The following is an 18178-nucleotide window of genomic DNA, read 5'->3' as shown; positions in this document are numbered from 1 at the left end:
GCAGAGTGCGTATCGCGGCGGCCCCGCCGCTCCCACAGGGCCGGCGCCCATCGCGGCGAGGCCGCCGCTCCCACAGGGGCAGCTGCGGAAGCCGCGCGTGATTGCGGTTTGGCATGATTGAGCACGCCATCGACGCCGACGGCTGGTGCGCGGCGGCGCGGCGCGTCGATTCGCCCAATCGCGATGCGCGGCCGGACGACACCGCGGTGTCGCTGATCGTGCTGCACAGCATCAGCCTGCCGCCAGGCGATTTCGGCGGGCCTTGGATCGAACACCTGTTCACCAACCGGCTCGACCCATCGGCTCATCCCTACTTCTTTGATATCTCGGTACTTCGGGTGTCGTCGCACTTCGTGGTGCGGCGCGACGGCGAACTGCTGCAGTTCGTGTCCACCCTTGAGCGCGCCTGGCATTCGGGCGTATCGAGCTGGCAGGGGCGCAGCCGCTGCAACGATTTTTCGGTCGGCATCGAGTTCGAAGGCTGCAACGTGCTGCCCTTCGAAGCCGCCCAGTACGCGCGCGCCCGCGCGCTGATCGGGGCGCTGCGCCAGCGCCATCCGATTGCCGATGTCGTAGGCCATTCGGATGTGGCACCCGGTCGAAAGACCGATCCGGGCGCCTGTTTCGACTGGTCGGCGGTCGGTATCCCGCGCCCCTGAAGCGTTTCCGGCGGATTCGCTGCGAGCGGAAAAAAGCGCTTGCGGTGTCCGGGTCGCATCACTACACTTAGTAGCTCAAACCGCTTGAACCACTATAGGTAGTGGTCGAAGAGCACACTTCCCCACCTCCAGACTCATTCCGCCGCAGCGTGGCTGCGGTTCTCCAGGGAGATGTACGCATGCAAATCACCGCCGAACACGGCAGCAACCGTTCACTGTCCGGCACGCCGGACCAGATCAGCCTCGAGTCTTCGGCGGCCGCGCACAGTGCGCACTCCGATTACAAGATCATCCGCAGGAACGGTGCCGTGGTGGCGTTCGAGCCGGCCAAGATTTCCATCGCCATGACCAAGGCCTTCCTGGCGGTCAATGGCGGGCAGGGCGCGGCGTCGGCGCGTGTGCGCGAACAGGTTGCGGCGCTGACCGACGCGGTTGTCGGTGCGCTGCTGCGCCGCCTGCCGCACGGCGGCACCTTCCATATCGAAGACATCCAGGACCAGGTCGAACTGGCGCTGATGCGTTCGGCCGAGCACGACGTGGCCCGCGCCTACGTGCTGTATCGCGAGAAGCGTTCGGCCGAACGTGCGCAGAAGCAGCAGGCCGTTGAAGCGTCGATCGAGCAGCCGGTGCTGCACGTGGTCGATGGCGACCGCCGCATGCCGCTTGACCGCGAAGCGCTGCGCACGCTGATCCAGGACAGTTGCGAAAACCTGGGCGACGTCGTGTCGGTCGCCACCATATTCGACGCCACGCTGACCAATCTGTACGACGGTGTGCCGGTGGATGAAGTGCGCAAGTCGGCCATCCTGGCCGCCCGCTCGCTGATCGAGAACGACCCGGCCTACGGCTACGTCACCGCCCGCCTGCTGCTGCACACCATCCGCGCCGAAGTGCTGGGCGAAGAAACATCGCAGGGCGCGATGGCCACCGCCTACGCCGACTATTTCCCGCGCTACATCAAGCTGGGCATCGAAGCCGAACTGCTCGACCCGAAGCTGGCGCAGTTCGACCTCGCCAAGCTCGGTGCTGCGCTCGACCACCGCAACGACCTGCGCTTCAACTACCTCGGTCTGCAGACGCTGTACGACCGTTACTTCCTGCACATCCGCGACCGCCGCATCGAACTGCCGCAGGTGTTCTTCATGCGCGTCGCCATGGGCCTCGCGATGAACGAAATCAACCGCGAAGCGCGCGCCATCGAGTTCTATCAGCTGCTGGCCAGCTTCGACTTCATGAGCTCGACGCCGACGCTGTTCAACAGCGCCACGCTGCGCCCGCAACTGTCGTCGTGCTACCTCACGACGGTGGCCGACGACCTCGACGGCATTTTCGAGGCGATCAAGGAAAACGCGCTGCTGGCCAAGTTCGCCGGCGGTCTGGGCAACGACTGGACGCCGGTGCGCGCGCTGGGCTCGCACATCAAGGGCACCAACGGCAAGAGCCAGGGCGTCGTGCCCTTCCTGAAGGTGGTCAACGACACCGCCGTCGCGGTCAATCAGGGCGGCAAGCGCAAGGGCGCGGTGTGCGCCTATCTGGAAAGCTGGCACCTCGACATCGAGGAATTCCTCGAACTGCGCAAGAACACCGGCGACGACCGCCGCCGCACGCACGACATGAACACCGCGAACTGGATTCCGGATCTGTTCATGCGCCGCGTGATGGAAAACGCTGAATGGACGCTGTTCTCGCCGTCCGACTGCCCCGACCTGCACGACCTGTTCGGCCGCGCCTTCGAAGCCGCCTATACCCGCTATGAAGAGAAGGCCGCGCGCGGCGAAATCCGCGTGTTCAAGAAAATGCCGGCGGTTGCGCTGTGGCGGAAGATGCTGTCGATGCTGTTCGAAACCGGCCACCCCTGGATCACCTTCAAGGACCCGTGCAACCTGCGCTCGCCGCAGCAGCATGTCGGCGTGGTGCACTCCAGCAATCTGTGTACCGAAATCACGCTGAACACGTCCGACACTGAAATCGCCGTGTGCAACCTCGGTTCGGTCAATCTGGTCGCCCACCTGAAGGACGACGGCCAGGGCAACAAGGTGCTCGACCACGACAAGCTGCGCAAGACCATCCGCACCGCGATGCGCATGCTCGACAACGTCATCGACATCAATTACTACTCGGTCGGCAAGGCGCGCAATTCCAACCTGAAGCACCGCCCGGTCGGCATGGGCCTGATGGGCTTCCAGGAAGCGCTGCACGAGCTGCGCACGCCGTACGCCTCCGACGACGCGGTCGAATTCGCCGACCGCTCGATGGAAGCCGTCGCCTACTACGCCTACTGGGCCTCGACCGAACTGGCCGAAGAGCGCGGCCGCTACGCCAGCTACAAGGGCAGCCTGTGGGACCGCGGCATCCTGCCGCACGACTCGCTCGACATCCTGGCCGAAGAGCGCGGCGGCTACCTCGAAGTCGACCGCTCGGTCACGATGGACTGGAGCGCACTGCGCAGCCGCATCGCCAATTACGGCATGCGCAATTCCAACTGCCTCGCCATCGCGCCGACCGCGACCATTTCGAACATCATCGGCGTCGATGCCAGCATCGAGCCGACCTACCAGAACCTGTTCGTCAAATCGAACCTGTCGGGCGAATTCACCGTGGTGAACGAGCACCTGGTGCGTGATCTGAAGAAGATGGGCCTGTGGGACGAAGTCATGGTCGCCGACCTGAAGTACTTCGACGGTTCGCTGTCGCGCATCGACCGCATTCCGGCCGAACTGCGCAGCCTGTACGCCACCGCCTTCGAAGTCGAGCCGAAGTGGCTGGTCGAAGCCGCGTCGCGCCGCCAGAAATGGATCGACCAGGCGCAGAGCCTGAACATCTACATGGCCGGCGCATCGGGCAAGAAGCTCGACGAAACCTACAAGCTGGCCTGGCTGCGCGGCCTCAAGACCACGTATTACCTGCGCGCCATGGGCGCCACGCACGCCGAGAAGTCGACCGGCCGCGGCGGTGAGCTCAACGCCGTGCCGAGCGAAGCCGAACCCAAGTTCTGCGCCATCGACGACCCGACCTGCGAAGCCTGCCAGTAAGCCGGCTGCACCGCCGCCCGGAACCCTGCATGCGCAGCAGGGCAGGGCGGCGTCAGGTCCGCACGCACGCCGACTGAACGCGAACCGAATACAACCGAATCAACCAGAACCCGGTCGCTCCACGCACCGCCCACGGAGAGAACACCCATGCTGAGTTTTGAAGACGACCTGCCCGTGAACACCCCGCAACCCGGCCTCGGCCTGCGCACCGCCACCGCCGAACCGGCGGCTACCGGGTTCGCCCCGCGCGCTGGCGCAGCCCCTGTGGGAGCGGCGGCCCGCCGCGATATGTACGCGGATCCCTTGCCGATCCACGCCCCCATCGCCGAACTGCCGATCGCGCCGCGCGCTCCCGCGCCGGCCGCGACCGAATCGACCCGCATGCGCCGCATCCGCGCCGAAGACAAGCGCGTCATCAACGGCGGCACCGACGTGAACCAGCTCGTGCCGTTCAAGTACAAGTGGGCGTGGGACAAATACCTGTCCGGCTGCGCCAACCACTGGATGCCGCAGGAAGTGAACATGCAGCGCGACATCGAGCTGTGGAAGACGCCCAACGGCCTGACCGACGACGAGCGCCGCCTCATCAAGCGCAACCTCGGCTTCTTCGTCACCGCTGATTCGCTGGCCGCCAACAACATCGTGCTCGGCACCTACCGCCACATCACGGCGCCCGAGTGCCGCCAGTACCTGCTGCGCCAGGCCTTCGAAGAGGCGATCCACACGCACGCCTACCAGTACATCGTCGAGTCGCTCGGTCTGGACGAAGGCGAAGTGTTCAACGCCTATCACGAAGTGCAGTCGATCCGCGACAAGGACGAATTCCTGATTCCGTTCATCGACGTGCTGACCAACCCGATGTTCAAGACCGGCACGCCCGAAACCGACCAGCAACTGCTGAAAAGCCTGATCGTGTTCGCCTGCCTGATGGAAGGCCTGTTCTTCTACGTCGGCTTCGTGCAGATCCTCGCCCTCGGCCGGCAGAACAAGATGACCGGTGCGGCCGAGCAGTACCAGTACATCCTGCGCGACGAGTCCATGCACTGCAATTTCGGCATCGACCTGATCAACCAGATCAAGCTCGAAAACCCGCACCTGTGGACCGTCGAATTCCGCGAAGAGCTCAAAACCCTGTTCCGCAAGGCCGTCGAGCTCGAATACCGCTACGCCGAAGACACCATGCCGCGCGGCGTGCTCGGCCTGAACTCAGCCATGTTCAAGGAATATCTGCGCTTCATCGCCAACCGCCGCGCCCAGCAGATCGGTCTCGATGTGCTTTACCCGGGTGCAGAGAACCCGTTCCCGTGGATGAGCGAAATGATCGATCTGAAGAAGGAAAGGAATTTCTTCGAGACCCGGGTGATCGAGTATCAGACGGGTGGGGCGTTGAGTTGGGATTGAGGTTTGAGATAAAAAAGCCGGCTGATGCCGGCTTTTTAACGTGCTCCGGTCGATGCCTCGAGTGCCCAAACTCCAAACGTTTTAAGTGGATATGGGCGCTGGTTGTCCACTCGTGCCGCTACATTACCTCGGCGCGAACTAAGGTGTTTGATTCTTCAAGGAAACAAATGTCGCCTGTTGATTTTTGCGTGCGTAATCATTATGTTCCAGAACACTATCTGAAAAGATGGGCTGCTGGTACCCCAAAAGTATGGACGTACAGATTGCTCGTGCCCCACGCTAATGTGCGCTCTTGGAAACAGCATTCAATTGAGACAATTGCAAAAAGAGAGCATCTATATACTCGGCTAAGAGATGGTAGAGATTCAGATGAGATGGAACGCTGGTTCTCCATCGATTTTGAGAGTCCCGCAAACGTCGTGATCGAAAAAATTTTAGTTGGAAGGGCTGTTTCGCCAACTGAATGGCGGCGATTGGCACGCTTCGTCGCGCTCCAGGACGTCCGTACGCCCGCGCGCATGACCGAAATAGTTAATCGCGCAGCCGAATACTTGCCTTCGATGCTCGAGGAGGTATTGGAAGGCGCAGTGAAGGACCTTGCGATGATGCCAGAGAATCGTCCGGCGTTGCGTATCGGCGAGGACTCAGAATCTGTTTCTATACCAATTTCAATGCGTACAGAATTTAAGCCTGGCGCACGAACAGGAAAGTTGATTCTCGAAACAATCGCTGGAAGAGCCTATTGGCTATATGCGATCGAGATGCTTCTAACCAAAACGGTTAAGTGTTTAGAGGAGCACCGTTGGACTGTTGTACGCCCCCCTGACGGAATGAAATGGCTAACCAGCGACAATCCGGTGGTTAAACTTAATTATTATGGAGACGAAACGTTTGATCTTGGAGGTGGTTGGGGTAGAGACGGGTCTGAAATCTTCTTGCCACTGTCGCCCGACTGCTTGCTATATACGCATGTTGGAAGAAAGCCAGCTTTTCGACGCGGTGAAAAACTGCCAAATAACATTGCAGTTAAGATTCAGTGTTTGATTATTAAAAATGCGCATCGGTATATCTTTTCGGAGGATATGGATCCTGATATGTGCATGCTTCGTCCTAGCGTCGTAGATCGCGAGATTGTTCGTTCGGAGCAAAAAAGTTGGGCCGAGTTTCATATCTCTCAGACTACAGCTGAGTTAGATCTATACGCCAAGGGGCTGAAAACTAAGAAAACAGGGGAAGTAGCGGGGTAGGCCACCATTTTGAACGTCAGCCATTGAAAACTTTTAGGCTCAAGCCGTTGCGCGGTTCGGCTTAACTTAGGTGTTATGCATAGCAAAGACCAATCAATGAGATTTATCGGGTTTCACGTACCCGAGGACCCGGAGTTGCTTGCCGCATTTGGCGAGGTTGCACTTCGGCATGAGCACATGATCCATATCCTAAAAATGACGATCAAGACTCTAACGGGTGTTACCCCTGCCGAAGCGCTTGTCGCTACGAAGTACGAAAGCGCTCGACAGCTTCGAGATCGTACCAAGACACTTGCCCGAAAGGCTCTCGGCGAAGGCACTGCCTTGATCAAACTGCAAGCGCTCGTGAACACATGCGAGAGCCTGACGGAAAAGAGAAATGACTTGGTACATGGACTGTGGGCAAAGGAATTGGACGGAGATGCTCACATAAGAGATGCCTATGGAAACGAACACCCAGTACCGACCATTGCCGAGCTTAAGGCACTAGCTAACGATATCGATGCTCACACTCAGCATCTGAATAGGGAGCGTCTCGAAGGCTTCCTGTTAGAAGCGCTTCGGAAGCGTAGCAACGCATGATCAATAAAAATTAAAGAAATAGCGAACAATAGCGTAATAGGAGACAGATCCCGATTATTCCAAGAGGATTGTTCCTCCGGCCCGATCACTCAGTGCGCTCCATTCGACGAGTCACGCCGAACCGCTCCGCCAGCATGTCCAGTTGCTTGTCCAGTGTCCACAATCTGGCGCCTTGCGTGATCAAGGTAGAGGCGAGCAGGTGCATGTCTACGATGCCGAAGCCGAGGCCGAACAGGTGTTCTCGGTTGATGAATGCCAGCACTTCGGCCGCACTGGCCTGACGGGCGGGCTGCAGGCTGGCGAGGTCGGTCAGTGTTTGCGCGCGGCTTGGTGGGGTGCCGCAGGCCAGTTCGCCGATGATCAGCGGGTGGATCAGTACGAGGTCGCTATCCAGAAGCTGGATGAGCGAGTCGTTACCGTGGCGGAAGTGATCCACCCACACCGAGGCATCGACAAGGATGCCGCTCACTGGGGGGCGTCAGCCCGCGCGCGCGGAATGTCCGGCATGTCGGGCTGGGTTGCGCCCAGCGCGGCGAGCCGTCTGGCCGACTGCACCCTGACATAGGTCTTGATTGCTTCGCGGAACAGGTCGGCCTTGTCCATGGACGGATCGGCCACTTCAAGCGCCCGCTCGTACAGGGCGTCATCTATCGTCACGGTCGTTCTCATGGGATGTCCTTGCGTGCATCGGATTTGATGTCATGGTGCGCCAATCCGGATGCGTTTCGCAAGGTGCATGAAGTCCGAAACAGGGGCGACGGCCGTTGTCCGGCGGTCTGTGGTGGAACACTGCCATGACTTAGCGGACGTGATCGAGGGGGCGCCGAAAGGCCCCTCGATCGCTGACGTCGTCGCGACGTCAGATCGGCATCCGCACCCGGCGCAACATGCCGGCAACGAGGGCCAGTCCGGCCACCATCAATGCCCAGGTTTCCGGCTCGGGCACCGGCAGAGCGAAGTTGCCCTGTACCGTCTTGCTGAGGACCTGGTCAAAGGGAGAGGGATAGGTTTCCCGGCCGATGAAGGTGCCGCCACCCGTGATGCCTTCGAACACGCCTGTTCCGCCGGTGTATTCGAACCAGCCGGCGTATTCGTACACGGTGTTGCTGCCGGCTATCTCCTTGAAATAGTCCACCCAGTACAGGCCGGTGTAGCTGCCGTGCGCGTTGCCGCCGGTCAGCGCGCAACCGCCTTCGTCATAACAGTAAGTTTGACCGGAAGCCGGCGCGTAGAAGGGCGTGAAGGTGTGTTGCGTCGCGCTCTGCAGCAGTGACGGCAGATCGCTGCCCTCCGGCGCGAGGACGAAGTCTTCGTAACGCTCCATGGGAAATGTGTTCCAGTCATAGGTCACATTGCCGACGAAGGACTCGGTGAATTCGTAGGCGACGGTCGGGGTCGCGGCTTGCGTCAGTCCGCAGCTGATAACCAACGCTGAGGTAAGGGCGAGCTTCTTGAAAAGGAGCATGACTGTTATCCGGATGTGGTGTGAGAAATGGTGATGCGCGTCGGCGCATGACGACGAATGCGCGGGACAGCGTCTAGCAAGTACTGCACCAAGGACGTTGTCCATACAAAAAAGTCGTTTATGCGAATCAGCTTTTCCAGGTGTAAGAAATTTCGACGCCTTTGCGTTTCCACAGGCAGTGATTTCGCATGGCCGGGCGGGTCACGGGGCCCTGCATGCGGGCCGCGACATGGCGATCGTGCTGGCGGTGAGACACCAGCGCGAGGGCGGTTACGCGGATTGAGCGCTGTGGCTTCGTCCCTGCGCGCGGGATGTGACCCCCACGACGGCAAGGCGGCGCAAGATCTGACAAGACTGCTTGCGCATCGCGGTAGGTTGGGGTGAGCGCAGCGATGCCCAACATCAGGCGCGTGGCGCGAGACACCGCTGGTGACCAGCGAAGCTGTTCCCTTCGAGCGCACCGGCAGGAGATGAGCGCGGCCCGTTGCGCGAAACATGTACCCTGCTTCGGAACCGCGCCGGCGCGCCCGCGTCGACCGTGTGTCTGCCTGCCCATCCGGAGAGTGCCGTGTCCCTGCTGCGTCTGAGTGTCCTGCTGTGTGCGGTGCTGCTGCCGCTCTGCCTTCCTGCGCGTGCGGCTGAAGACCGTGCGGCGGAAGACCTTTCGAAGCTGTCCTACGATGCCCGGCTGACCGGCTACGCATACGCGTTCGGGGTGAAGTTCTTCCCGATCGTGTCGCAGGGTCAGTCGCTGGAAATGGCTTACATCCATCTGCCGGGCGAGGCCGGCAAGCCGGTGGTCACGCTGTTGCACGGCAAGAACTTCAACGCCGATTACTGGGCGTCCACCGCCCGCCATCTGCAGAAGCAGGGCTATGGCGTGCTGATGCCCGACCAGATCGGGTTCGGCAAGTCGTCCAAGCCGATGCAGTACCAGTATTCGTTTCCCGCGCTGGCGAATCACACCCGCGCGCTGATGACGTCGCTCGGCATCGAAAAGGCTATCGTCGTCGGGCATTCGATGGGCGGCATGCTGGCCAGTCGCTTCGCGTTGATGTTTCCGCAGGCGGTGCAGCAACTGGTGCTGGTGAACCCGATCGGCCTGGAAAACTACCTGAAGTATGCCGAGTACAAGGACACCGATTTCTTCTACAAGGCGGAGCAGGCGCAGACCGCCGCGGGCATCGCCAAATATCAGCGCGAAAGTTACTACGCCGGCGAGTGGAACGACCGCTACGCGGCGCTGACCCATTTCCTCGTCGGTCAGCTCCAGGGACCGGACAAGGCGCAGGTGGCCTGGGTCAATGCGCTGACCTACGACATGATCTTCACCCAGCCGGTCGTGACCGAATTCGGCGACCTGTCGGTGCCGGTCAGCCTGATCATCGGAACGCGCGATCGCACCGGCCCCGGTCGCGGGTGGATGAGAGCCGGCGTCGATTACGAACCGGGGCGCTACGACCGGCTAGGCAAGACGGCCGCCGCGCTGATTCCCGGCGCCGTGCTGTACGAACTGCCGGATCTGGGCCACATGCCGCAGATCGAGAATTTCGACGTGTTCACCGGGGTGCTGGACAAGGCGCTGGCCGGCCGCAGGTAGTTCGCAGCGCAGAAGCCGGGGGCAGATCCCCGTGTCCTCGGGCCGGGCCGGTGCGTCGGGTAACCGTGATGGTCGCGCGTGACGGTGGCCGCTTGCAGTGGCGTCGGTCTTGCGATCCACTGTACGGCCGGGCTGATTGCAACGCCGGACCCGCTCAAAACATTGGAGGTACACGACAATGACCGAGAGCCATCTTCGCGTTTCCGCACTGGCCCTGCTTCTTGCGGCTTCATTCCCGGCGCATGCCGTCACGAGCACCTTCGACACGGATGCCGAGGGCTGGAGTGCCCAGGGCGACGTGGAACGACCCCTGACCTGGAGTGGCACCGACGGCAATCCGGGCGGCAATGTGTTCATCGACGATCTGACCACCGGGGGCGTGACCTATTTCGTGGCGCCCGCGCAGTTCCACGGCAATTTCGCTGGCGCCTTCGGAACGCAGCTGACGTTCGATCTCATGCAGCGCTACCCCGGTTCCCCCAACCAGTTCAATGCCGAAGATGTGATCCTGCAGGGCGGCGGGCTGACGGTCGTCTACAACACGGCAAGCAATCCGGCCAACAACGCATGGACCTCGTATTCGGTGCCCCTGTCGGCGACCGGATGGCGCTTGGGCAACCTGTCGGGCAGCGCGCCGACGGACGAGCAGTTCCTCGCCGTCCTGTCGAACCTGTCATCGTTGAAAATTCGTGCGGAATATCAGACGGGTTCCGACATCGGCCATCTGGACAACGTCTCCCTGGTGCCGGAACCGGGCACTGCCGTGATGCTGCTGTGCGGCCTCGGATTCATCGCATTCGCAGCAGGTCGGAAGGCGCGGCCGGCGGGCTGAGGCGGCGCGGCGTTGCCCCCTCGCCACACGCCCTGAAGGTGGCGCAGCCGGACAGCCGGCACCTGCCGGCTGTCTCCACGCGCCAGCCGTCAGAACTTGCCGTTTCCGTTCTTCCACTCGGCGCGCGGCGGAATGGTTTCCAGCGTATCCCAGTGTTCGGCAATCCTGCCGTTCTCCACCCGGAACAGGTCGTAGAACGCGGTCGGCTTGCCGGCAAACTCGCCTTCGCTGACCGTCAGCACGAAGTTGCCCTCGCCCAGCACCTTGTGCACCGTGTGGTACTTCATGGTGATGCCCGCCCTGGCCAGGCTTTCGAGCGCGGCACCCAGGCCGCTCAGGCCGTCGGCGATTTGCGGATTGTGCTGGCGGTAGTGGTCGCCGTCGAAGTACCCGGCGAGCCGGTCAAGGCGGCCGTTCACCAGGACGTCGTCGACGAAAGCCGCCACCAGCTTCTTGTTGGCGTCAGTCCTGTCCAGGTCGATGATCGCGGTCGGGCCGTCGATCATCGTGCGCCGGCTCGGGTTGGGCGCGACAGGCGTCGGCTGTAGATTGTCCCAGTGCTCGACGATGCGGCCATTCTCGAAGCGGAAAATGTCGAAGCCGATCTTCGGGCCGAAGAAGTCGTAGTCGGTGTGGGTGAACACGTAGTCGCCGTCCTGGAACACGCGCACCGTATTGACCCGCGCCGATCCCTTGGGCAGTGCGGCGAGTGCGGCGCCGAATCCGGCGAGCCCGTCGGACACGGCGAGGTTGTGCTGCACGTAACGGTCCGGGTTGATGACGGCGACCGGCGCTGATTCACCGGTTTCGATTGCCTTGAGCAGGGCGACAACTTGAGTCTTGCGGTCGGTGGTCATGGTGATTTTCTCCTTCGAAGTGTGTGAGCCTGCGCAGCCGGACAGGGCGAGTGCCGCGACGACCGCGACGGTGGCATGGGCAAGGCGGGGGCTTTTCATTGGCGTGAGAGCTGGGTTGTCATCGAACTCGCAGTCTGTCCGAGGGCACGCGATACGCCGAGGTTGCGATTCGGCAATTTATGGTCAAAATCGAGCACTCGACCAATTCTGGAAGCACGCATGAGCACGACGGCGCAGGTCCGCGATACCCATTTCGATAACGCCCGCCTGTCCGAAATCGGCGTCGAGGTGCTCAGCCTCGACGCACTTCGCAGCCGGGTGACGGCCGATCGGCTGGCCGAAGCGGAGCGCGTCGACTTCCTGATCGTTCTGCTGATCAGCGAGGGGGCCTGCGAACACCTGATCGACTTCCAGCCGGTGCGCCTGGCGCCGGGCGCCGTGGTGGTCGTGCGCCCCGGTCAGGTGCAGCAGTGGCGATTGCACCCGGGTGTGCACGGCCTGCTGTTGCTGGTGGATACCCGGCTGGCTCAACTGGCTGCCAGCGCGCTGGCCGACCCGGCCTTCCAGTTGCTGCAGATCGACGAGTGGCCGGCTGCGTTCGTGTTGTCCGCCGAGGATCAGCGCGACGGCGAAGCGCTCACCCGCGTGCTCGAACGCCAGCTCGACCGCGATCGTGTCGATGACGTCAGCGCGCGGCTGGCGCGCGAGCTGTTCCTGAGCCTGATGGTGTTGCTGAGCCGTGCCGCACGCATCGCCGCACCTGCGCGCACCGCGCAGGAACGCCTGTTCCAGCGCTTGCAGCGTGACCTGGATGCTTCGGCCACCACGCGGCCCACGGTGGACGCCATCGCCCGGCGCCTGCGGGTGTCGCCCAGCACGCTGTCGCGCGTCTGCCTCGACCGCGTCGGCATGTCTGCGAAGGCATTCATCGACCGCCGCACGGCACTCGAAGCGCAACGCCTGCTGGTGCATACCGGTGCGACGACGACGGCCATCGGCGAGGCGATGGGCTTTTCCGAACCCACCAATTTCCTCAAGTTCTTCAAGCGTGTCGTGGGCATGACACCGGATTCATTTCGACGACGCTACCGCCCGTCCGCCTGACCAGGGCCGCGCTGGCGGGCGGTTCATCGCCCTGCGCGCGCTGTGCACTTCGCATTTGCCGGCTGTCCTGTTCCGTCAGCCCTGTGCAGCGGGCCCGCGTGACTGCGGTCTGACCCGGCGTGGCGACAAGCCTCGTTCGCGGCGCAGCAGCTTGCGCAGCATCGACGCGTCTGCGTACCCCACTTGCGCGGCGACCGACTCGATCGATGCCAGCCCGGTTTCGAGCAGTTGTGTCGCGCGCTCGACGCGCAATTTCTGCACGTACCGGATCGGCGACATGCCGACCGCCGATGCGAAGTGCCGGCTCAGCGTGCGCGGTGTCATGTGCAGCGCCTCGGCCAGCAGGGCGAGCGTGACCGGTTCGCCGAGGCGCGCCTGCAGCCAGTGGTCGGCGCGCTGCAGCGTGGGGGTCTGACTGACCAGATGCGAGGCGATGGCGTACTGGCTCTGCGACACGCGGTGATCCAGCATCAGGAAGCGGGCGCAGCTGCGCGCCAGTTCCTCCGAACCGTGGCGGGCCACCAGCGAGAGCATCAGATCAGCCTGAGCCAGCGCGGCGCCGGCCGTGCTGATCGCGCCGTCACGCACCACCATGCGCGCCATGTCGAGGTCGACGCGCGGAAAGCGCTCGCGGAACCAGGGCGCCAGCCACCAGCTCGTCGTGGCGACGCGGCCGTCGAGCAGACCGGCCTGCGCGAGCGCGAAGGTGCTGACGCAGGACGCCGCCACCTGCGTGCCGGCGTCGAGCCAGTCGCCCGCCCGGTCCATGGCCTTCATGACCTCGCGGGTCGCCAGCCAGTCTTCGAGCTCGCTGCGCGAGGCGCGATTGGCACCCGGCAACAGCAGCAGTTCGGGCGGTGGCAGATCGGCCATGCGTTCGAGCGGCCCGACTTCGAGCCCGGAGCCGCTGCGCTCGCGCCGTCGTCCGCTGCCGGCCAGCGTGATGTCGAACAGGGCAGGCCGCTTCGCGAGCACGCACAGGCGATTGGCGGTGTTCATCACGTCGAGCGTGATGCCCAGACTGATGTCGAGCACGCCGGGCAGGATGAGTACGGCGGTTTTCATGTTGTCCATATTAGCCCGGTAGATGTCGATATGGACACTCGATGGCGAGCCCGTGCGGCCTCAGCATGGAGGCCTGATCTACCGGTTGCTGCATGTCTTCAAGGAGCCCGCATCGATGTCGCCCTCACTGCTTGCCATGCTGCTGTACGCCACCCTGACGCTGCTGCTGTTGGTGGCGATCGCGGCATTGCGCACCACCCTGGTCGTCACGCGCCAGCGTGCGGCCGACGCGTTCACCCCGGCCGGCGATGATGTGTCGCCCTTTTCCGGCCGGCTGTGCCGGGCTCACGCGAACTGCTGCGAGAACCTGCCGGTGTTTGCAGCGCTGGTCCTTGCCGCTGCGCTGAGCGGCCACGCCGGCATCACCGACTCGACGGCCCTGTGGGTGTTCGCCGCCCGTGTCGGCCAGACGGTGACCCACCTGAGTTCGGGTCGGCGCCGGGCGATCCGCCTGCGCTTCCTGTTCATGCTGGTCCAGATCGCGCTGCTGACGTCGTGGGTCGTGCGTCTGCTGTGGGTGTCCGTGCAATGACGACCAAGGAGCTGCAATTGATGACGCATGACGAAGGTGTTCTTCATCCCGACAGCGCGCAGCCGGCGCCGACTGTCGGCGGACTGGACTACCTGCAGGACAGCGCCGGCGCGCCGGTCAATTACATGTATCCGCCGCCCGACGGCGAACCGTGGGAAAACTGCAGCTACCGCACGCACCGGGTCGTCATCGTCGACGCGCGCCCGGCTGCGAAAGACTTCCTGCTCGAACGTCATGGCTTCGAACTGCGCGATGTCCCGACCGGCCTCGCGCGCTTCGATGACGACGAATGCATCCGCGCGCGCTACTACCCGGAAGTCGAAGCCATCGCCTGCGAGGCCACCGGCGCGAAGCGCGCGCTGTGCTTCGACCATCAGATCCGCCGGCGCAGCCGGGGCGAGCAGCACCTCACCTTCGGCCGGCAGAACGCCCAGGCGTCGGCCGTCGGACGCGTGCACAACGATTACTCGGAAGCGAGCGGTCTGGCGCGCCTCGGCCTCGTGCTGCGCGATGACGCGGCGCGATCGCGCGTCCGTCGCTACGCGGTGGTGAATGTGTGGCGCCCGCTGATCGAGCCGGTCGTCGATGCACCGCTGGCGATGTGCGACGCGCGCTCGGTGATGGCGCAGGATCTGGTGGCGGCGGAAATACGCTATCCGGGGCGCAGCGGTGAAATCTATCTGCTGAAGCATTCGCCGCAGCACCGCTGGCATTACTTTTCCGACATGGCGATGAGCGAGGTGCTGGTGTTCAAGCAATATGACTCGCAGGCGAGCGGCGTGTCACGATTCACCCCGCACGCCGCCTTCCTCGATCCGGCGGCACCTGTCGATGCGCCGCTGCGCGCCAGCATCGAGGCGCGCTGCCTTGTCCTTTTCGACTGAAAGGTCAGTCATGAACGATCCGCATCTCGAGTACTGGTTCGACTTTGCCAGTCCTTACAGCTATCTGAGCACGCTGCGCATCGAAGCGCTGGCGCGCGCGCGCGGCGTCAAAGTGCTGTGGCGCCCGCTGCTGCTCGGCCCGATCTTCCGCTCCGCCGGCTGGGAAAGTTCGCCCTTCCTGCAGCAGCCGGTCAAGTTCGCCTGGATGTGGACCGACCTCGCCCGGCAATGCGCGCGCCATGCCTTGCCCTGGCGCAAGCCGTCGCAGTTTCCGCGCAACGGCCTGCTGCCGGCGCGCATTGCGCTCGCGAACAGCAACGCGCCGTGGATCGCGACCTTCTGCGCCCGCGTGTTCGAACTGAATTTCGTGCACGACACGGACATCAACGACGTCGAAGCGATTCAGCGCGTGCTGAACGAACTTGGACTGCCGGCAGCGGACCTGATCGCGCAGTCGCAGTCGCCCGAGGTGAAGCAGGCGCTGCGCGAACAGACCGAGCAGGCGGCGCAGCGCGGGCTGTTCGGCGCGCCCAGCTTTTTCGTCGGCGACGCCCTGTACTGGGGTAACGATCAACTGGAGGACGCACTCGATGCCACCGCTCGTCGCGCCTGACGACGACAGCGCGCCAGCGGGTTTCACGCCGCGCGTGCTGCGCGGCCCGTTCTTCGGCGGCCGCACGGTATTCACCGGTAACGCAGGGCACACGGATCACTTCACGTTCCGCATAACCGGTGACGACTGCAACCGGCTGGGCATCACGCACGGCGGCGTCATCGCCACGCTGGCCGACATTTTCATCGTCGGCTTCATCGCCGCGCAGCTGCCGTCAGATACCCGGATGGTGACGGCCAGCCTGTCCGTCGACTACCTCGGCCCGAGCACGGCGGGCGACTGGCTGGTCGGCCGCATTCATGCGCACCGCATCGGCCGTCGGCAATGCGTCGCATCGGGCGAATTTCGCGTCGGCGACCGCACGATCGCACTGATCAAGGCGAGCTGCGCCATCCTGTCGGATGCGTGACGCCGGGACCCCTCCGCGCCTGGCACCCGGCACGTGCGCCGGTTTCGCCGCAGGTAACGGCACGCGCACTGCCTGATCAACGACACGGCCGGGGCAGTGGTGTATCTGGAAATCGGCGACCGCGGCAGCGGCGACGAAGCACGCTACCCGGACGATGACCTGCGGGTCGAGCTGATCGACGGTCATTAGACATTCAGCCGCAAGGACGGCAGCGCGAACTTACGCCACGTGGCCTTAGCCCTGGCCTGTGTCGGGCATCGCTGCGCTCACCCCAACCTACGAATGAGGCGACCTGGCAAAGCCAGCCCCGGCATGTAGGTTGGGGTGAGCGCAGCGATGCCCAACAACCCAGCTCCGCCAGTCATCGCGTCGTTGCGTCAGGCATGTAGGTTGGGGTGAGCGCAGCGATGCCCAACGTTTCCCCCAACCATCGGGCAAGTGATGGTCACCATCCTCAAGATCGTGAGCCCGGCGGTCGTTAGCCCTGGCTTCACGCCGTGTTCCGGCGCAAGGAGTTCATCGATGGACGTATCCGCCATTGCCAGTACCGCCACCGCGCTGTCGCAGGCGAGGGTGGTCGATGCCGCCGGCACGCTGGTGCTGAAGAAGGCGCTGGACATTCAGGCTGCCAGTGCGCTGCAACTGCTGCAGGCCCTCCCCGCACCGGTGCCGGCCAGACCGTCCGGCGCTCACCTGATCGACACCTACGCCTGAGCGTTGGGTCCGCGCCGCGCGCGGATCGAACGGTGGCGGTCGGATCCGACGCACACGCGTACTTCTTGGTACGCTTTTGGTTCGAGTCGGAGCGGGTTCGGGCGTCCGCCCTGAACGCGCCCACTTCCGGTCTGCGTTGGCACGACGAGGTGAGCCCATGAAGTCATGCTGGATATCTGTTGCCGCCATCGGCCTGCTTTCCGCTGCGCCGGCCCACGCAATCGACGCGAAGTACGCGCGACAGCTCGAACGTTCCGGCTGTACCCAGGTGTCGGAACTGCAAGGCTGTGACATCACGAAAACCCGTGCTGAAAACGCCGCGGCCGGCTTCGGCACCGCCGCACCCGCGCCGGCGGGCGCCGGTCCGGCCACGCCCTACGCCGGGCAATGGGTTGCCCGGGCGGCGGATGGCTCGACCTTCGCCACACTCCGCATCGACCTTCGCGAACGTGTATGGGTGAACGGCAAGCGGGTGAAGGCGAAGCGCAGCGATGGCGCACTCGTGTTCCGCGACGGCCCGGTCCTGTTCACCATTCAGGGCGATCGCCGCCTGGTTGGCGAAGACACGTGGGCCGATTTCGACGCCGGCACGAAGGGCGTCATCGTCGCCGAGTGAGGTGGCGCCGCACTGCGCGGTCCATTCGTGCGGTCCTTTCCAAGGCACGAACGACGTGCTTCGGTGCTCGGCGGTGTTGCTTCAGGTCACCGATCGAATCCAGCGCAGCAGATCCGCGGCGCTCATCGCACCTGATCTGCGTGCGATTTCATGGCCGCCCCGCATCAGAAGCAGCGTGGGAATGCTGCGGATCCGGAACTGAGCGGCGGTGTTCTGCGCCTGTTCGGTATCGACCTTGGCAAAGCGCACGCGGGGCAATTGCGCGGCCGCCGCGGCGTACTGCGGCGCCATGACCTTGCACGGGCCGCACCAGTCGGCCCAGAAGTCCACCACTACCGGCAATTCCGTGGTCTGCACATAGCGGGCGAAGGTCTGGTCGTCCAGCGCGAAGGGTTCGGCCGCAAGCAGCGGCTTCTTGCAGCGCGCGCACACCGGTTGATCGTCGAGGCGCTCGTCCGCGACGCGGTTGGTCGTGCTGCAGTGCTGACACACGATGAGCATGGTTCGATTCCTTCAAGGACAGCGGGGGCACGCGCCGGAGGGCATACCCGCTCCGGCCCGGACGG

At 63.5% G+C, this 18178-nt stretch carries 20 protein-coding genes; 14 read left to right on the top strand and 6 right to left on the bottom strand.

Annotated elements, in window-relative coordinates:
- The first annotated feature begins 113 nt into the window (after nt 1-113).
- From ampD to BSY238_RS04310, 5 genes are all read left to right on the top strand, one after another.
- Nucleotides 114-659 carry a 1,6-anhydro-N-acetylmuramyl-L-alanine amidase AmpD gene (gene ampD / locus BSY238_RS04325; RefSeq protein WP_069038057.1) on the top strand — a complete coding sequence of 182 codons (546 nt, stop codon included), beginning with the start codon at nt 114-116 and terminating at the stop codon, nt 657-659.
- A 179-nt stretch (nt 660-838) separates the two neighbouring features.
- A complete protein-coding gene (locus BSY238_RS04320; protein WP_069038056.1) occupies nt 839-3691 on the top strand; it encodes a ribonucleoside-diphosphate reductase subunit alpha in 2853 nt (950 codons plus the stop codon).
- A gap of 147 nt (nt 3692-3838) precedes the next feature.
- Nucleotides 3839-5092: a ribonucleotide-diphosphate reductase subunit beta gene (locus BSY238_RS04315; RefSeq protein ID WP_069038055.1), complete on the top strand. Its 1254-nt coding sequence runs from the start codon at nt 3839-3841 to the stop codon at nt 5090-5092.
- A gap of 167 nt (nt 5093-5259) precedes the next feature.
- Complete coding sequence (locus tag BSY238_RS17950; RefSeq protein WP_083223919.1) at nt 5260-6339, top strand: DUF4238 domain-containing protein; 1080 nt, start codon at nt 5260-5262, stop codon at nt 6337-6339.
- A gap of 177 nt (nt 6340-6516) precedes the next feature.
- On the top strand, nt 6517-6921 hold the full coding sequence (locus BSY238_RS04310) for a hypothetical protein (protein WP_150123879.1): 405 nt from the start codon (nt 6517-6519) through the stop codon (nt 6919-6921).
- Nucleotides 6922-7006: 85 nt separating this feature from the next.
- Here the strand turns inward: BSY238_RS04310 and BSY238_RS04305 are convergent, their stop codons facing one another.
- The 3 genes from BSY238_RS04305 to BSY238_RS04295 all read right to left on the bottom strand — a co-directional run bounded on the left by BSY238_RS04305 (nt 7007) and on the right by BSY238_RS04295 (nt 8491).
- Nucleotides 7007-7390, bottom strand: a complete 384-nt coding sequence (locus BSY238_RS04305) for a type II toxin-antitoxin system VapC family toxin (protein ID WP_069038053.1) — start codon at nt 7388-7390, stop codon at nt 7007-7009.
- Nucleotides 7387-7590, bottom strand: a complete 204-nt coding sequence (locus BSY238_RS04300; RefSeq protein ID WP_069038052.1) for a type II toxin-antitoxin system VapB family antitoxin — start codon at nt 7588-7590, stop codon at nt 7387-7389. The genes BSY238_RS04305 and BSY238_RS04300 overlap by 4 nt, the downstream gene beginning before the upstream one ends.
- A 190-nt stretch (nt 7591-7780) precedes the next feature.
- Nucleotides 7781-8491, bottom strand: a complete 711-nt coding sequence (locus BSY238_RS04295) for a PEP-CTERM sorting domain-containing protein (protein WP_083223918.1) — start codon at nt 8489-8491, stop codon at nt 7781-7783.
- Nucleotides 8492-8954: 463 nt separating this feature from the next.
- Here BSY238_RS04295 and BSY238_RS04290 point away from each other — a divergent pair, with 463 nt between their 5' ends.
- Together BSY238_RS04290 and BSY238_RS04285 are read left to right on the top strand one after the other, a co-directional pair.
- Nucleotides 8955-9986: an alpha/beta fold hydrolase gene (locus BSY238_RS04290; protein ID WP_223300263.1), complete on the top strand. Its 1032-nt coding sequence runs from the start codon at nt 8955-8957 to the stop codon at nt 9984-9986.
- 178 nt (nt 9987-10164) lie between these two features.
- Entirely contained in the window at nt 10165-10818 is a 654-nt protein-coding gene (locus tag BSY238_RS04285; protein WP_069038050.1) for a laminin B domain-containing protein, read from the top strand.
- An 89-nt stretch (nt 10819-10907) separates the two neighbouring features.
- On the opposite strand, the gene BSY238_RS04280 is transcribed toward BSY238_RS04285, so the two are convergent.
- On the bottom strand, nt 10908-11675 hold the full coding sequence (locus tag BSY238_RS04280) for a nuclear transport factor 2 family protein (RefSeq protein ID WP_069040446.1): 768 nt from the start codon (nt 11673-11675) through the stop codon (nt 10908-10910).
- 219 nt (nt 11676-11894) lie between these two features.
- Here BSY238_RS04280 and BSY238_RS04275 point away from each other — a divergent pair, with 219 nt between their 5' ends.
- The gene (locus BSY238_RS04275; RefSeq protein ID WP_069038049.1) at nt 11895-12779 is read left to right on the top strand and encodes a helix-turn-helix domain-containing protein; all 885 of its coding nucleotides are present in this window, start codon (nt 11895-11897) and stop codon (nt 12777-12779) included.
- A 75-nt stretch (nt 12780-12854) separates the two neighbouring features.
- Here BSY238_RS04275 and BSY238_RS04270 read toward each other — a convergent pair whose 3' ends face one another.
- Nucleotides 12855-13844 carry a GlxA family transcriptional regulator gene (locus BSY238_RS04270; protein ID WP_069040445.1) on the bottom strand — a complete coding sequence of 330 codons (990 nt, stop codon included), beginning with the start codon at nt 13842-13844 and terminating at the stop codon, nt 12855-12857.
- 115 nt (nt 13845-13959) lie between these two features.
- On the opposite strand from BSY238_RS04270, the gene BSY238_RS04265 reads away from it, so the two are divergent.
- The 6 genes from BSY238_RS04265 (at nt 13960) to BSY238_RS04235 (ending at nt 17612) form a co-directional block, all read left to right on the top strand.
- Entirely contained in the window at nt 13960-14376 is a 417-nt protein-coding gene (locus BSY238_RS04265; RefSeq protein WP_069040444.1) for an MAPEG family protein, read from the top strand.
- A 20-nt stretch (nt 14377-14396) separates the two neighbouring features.
- On the top strand, nt 14397-15260 hold the full coding sequence (locus BSY238_RS04260) for a CmcJ/NvfI family oxidoreductase (RefSeq protein ID WP_083224116.1): 864 nt from the start codon (nt 14397-14399) through the stop codon (nt 15258-15260).
- 10 nt (nt 15261-15270) lie between these two features.
- Nucleotides 15271-15873 (top strand): 2-hydroxychromene-2-carboxylate isomerase, encoded by a 603-nt coding sequence (locus BSY238_RS04255; protein WP_083223915.1) that lies wholly within the window; start codon nt 15271-15273, stop codon nt 15871-15873.
- The gene (locus BSY238_RS04250; RefSeq protein WP_069038047.1) at nt 15851-16282 is read left to right on the top strand and encodes a PaaI family thioesterase; all 432 of its coding nucleotides are present in this window, start codon (nt 15851-15853) and stop codon (nt 16280-16282) included. The genes BSY238_RS04255 and BSY238_RS04250 overlap by 23 nt, the downstream gene beginning before the upstream one ends.
- A gap of 522 nt (nt 16283-16804) precedes the next feature.
- Nucleotides 16805-16996: a YjfB family protein gene (locus BSY238_RS04240; RefSeq protein ID WP_069038046.1), complete on the top strand. Its 192-nt coding sequence runs from the start codon at nt 16805-16807 to the stop codon at nt 16994-16996.
- A gap of 157 nt (nt 16997-17153) precedes the next feature.
- On the top strand, nt 17154-17612 hold the full coding sequence (locus tag BSY238_RS04235) for a hypothetical protein (protein ID WP_069038045.1): 459 nt from the start codon (nt 17154-17156) through the stop codon (nt 17610-17612).
- Nucleotides 17613-17693: 81 nt separating this feature from the next.
- Here BSY238_RS04235 and trxC read toward each other — a convergent pair whose 3' ends face one another.
- Complete coding sequence (gene trxC, locus BSY238_RS04230) at nt 17694-18113, bottom strand: thioredoxin TrxC (RefSeq protein ID WP_069038044.1); 420 nt, start codon at nt 18111-18113, stop codon at nt 17694-17696.
- Nucleotides 18114-18178 lie beyond the last annotated feature (65 nt).

This window comes from Methyloversatilis sp. RAC08 (assembly GCF_001713355.1).
In the GTDB taxonomy this organism is placed as follows: domain Bacteria; phylum Pseudomonadota; class Gammaproteobacteria; order Burkholderiales; family Rhodocyclaceae; genus Methyloversatilis.
This window is presented reverse-complemented; position numbering and strand designations above follow the sequence as displayed.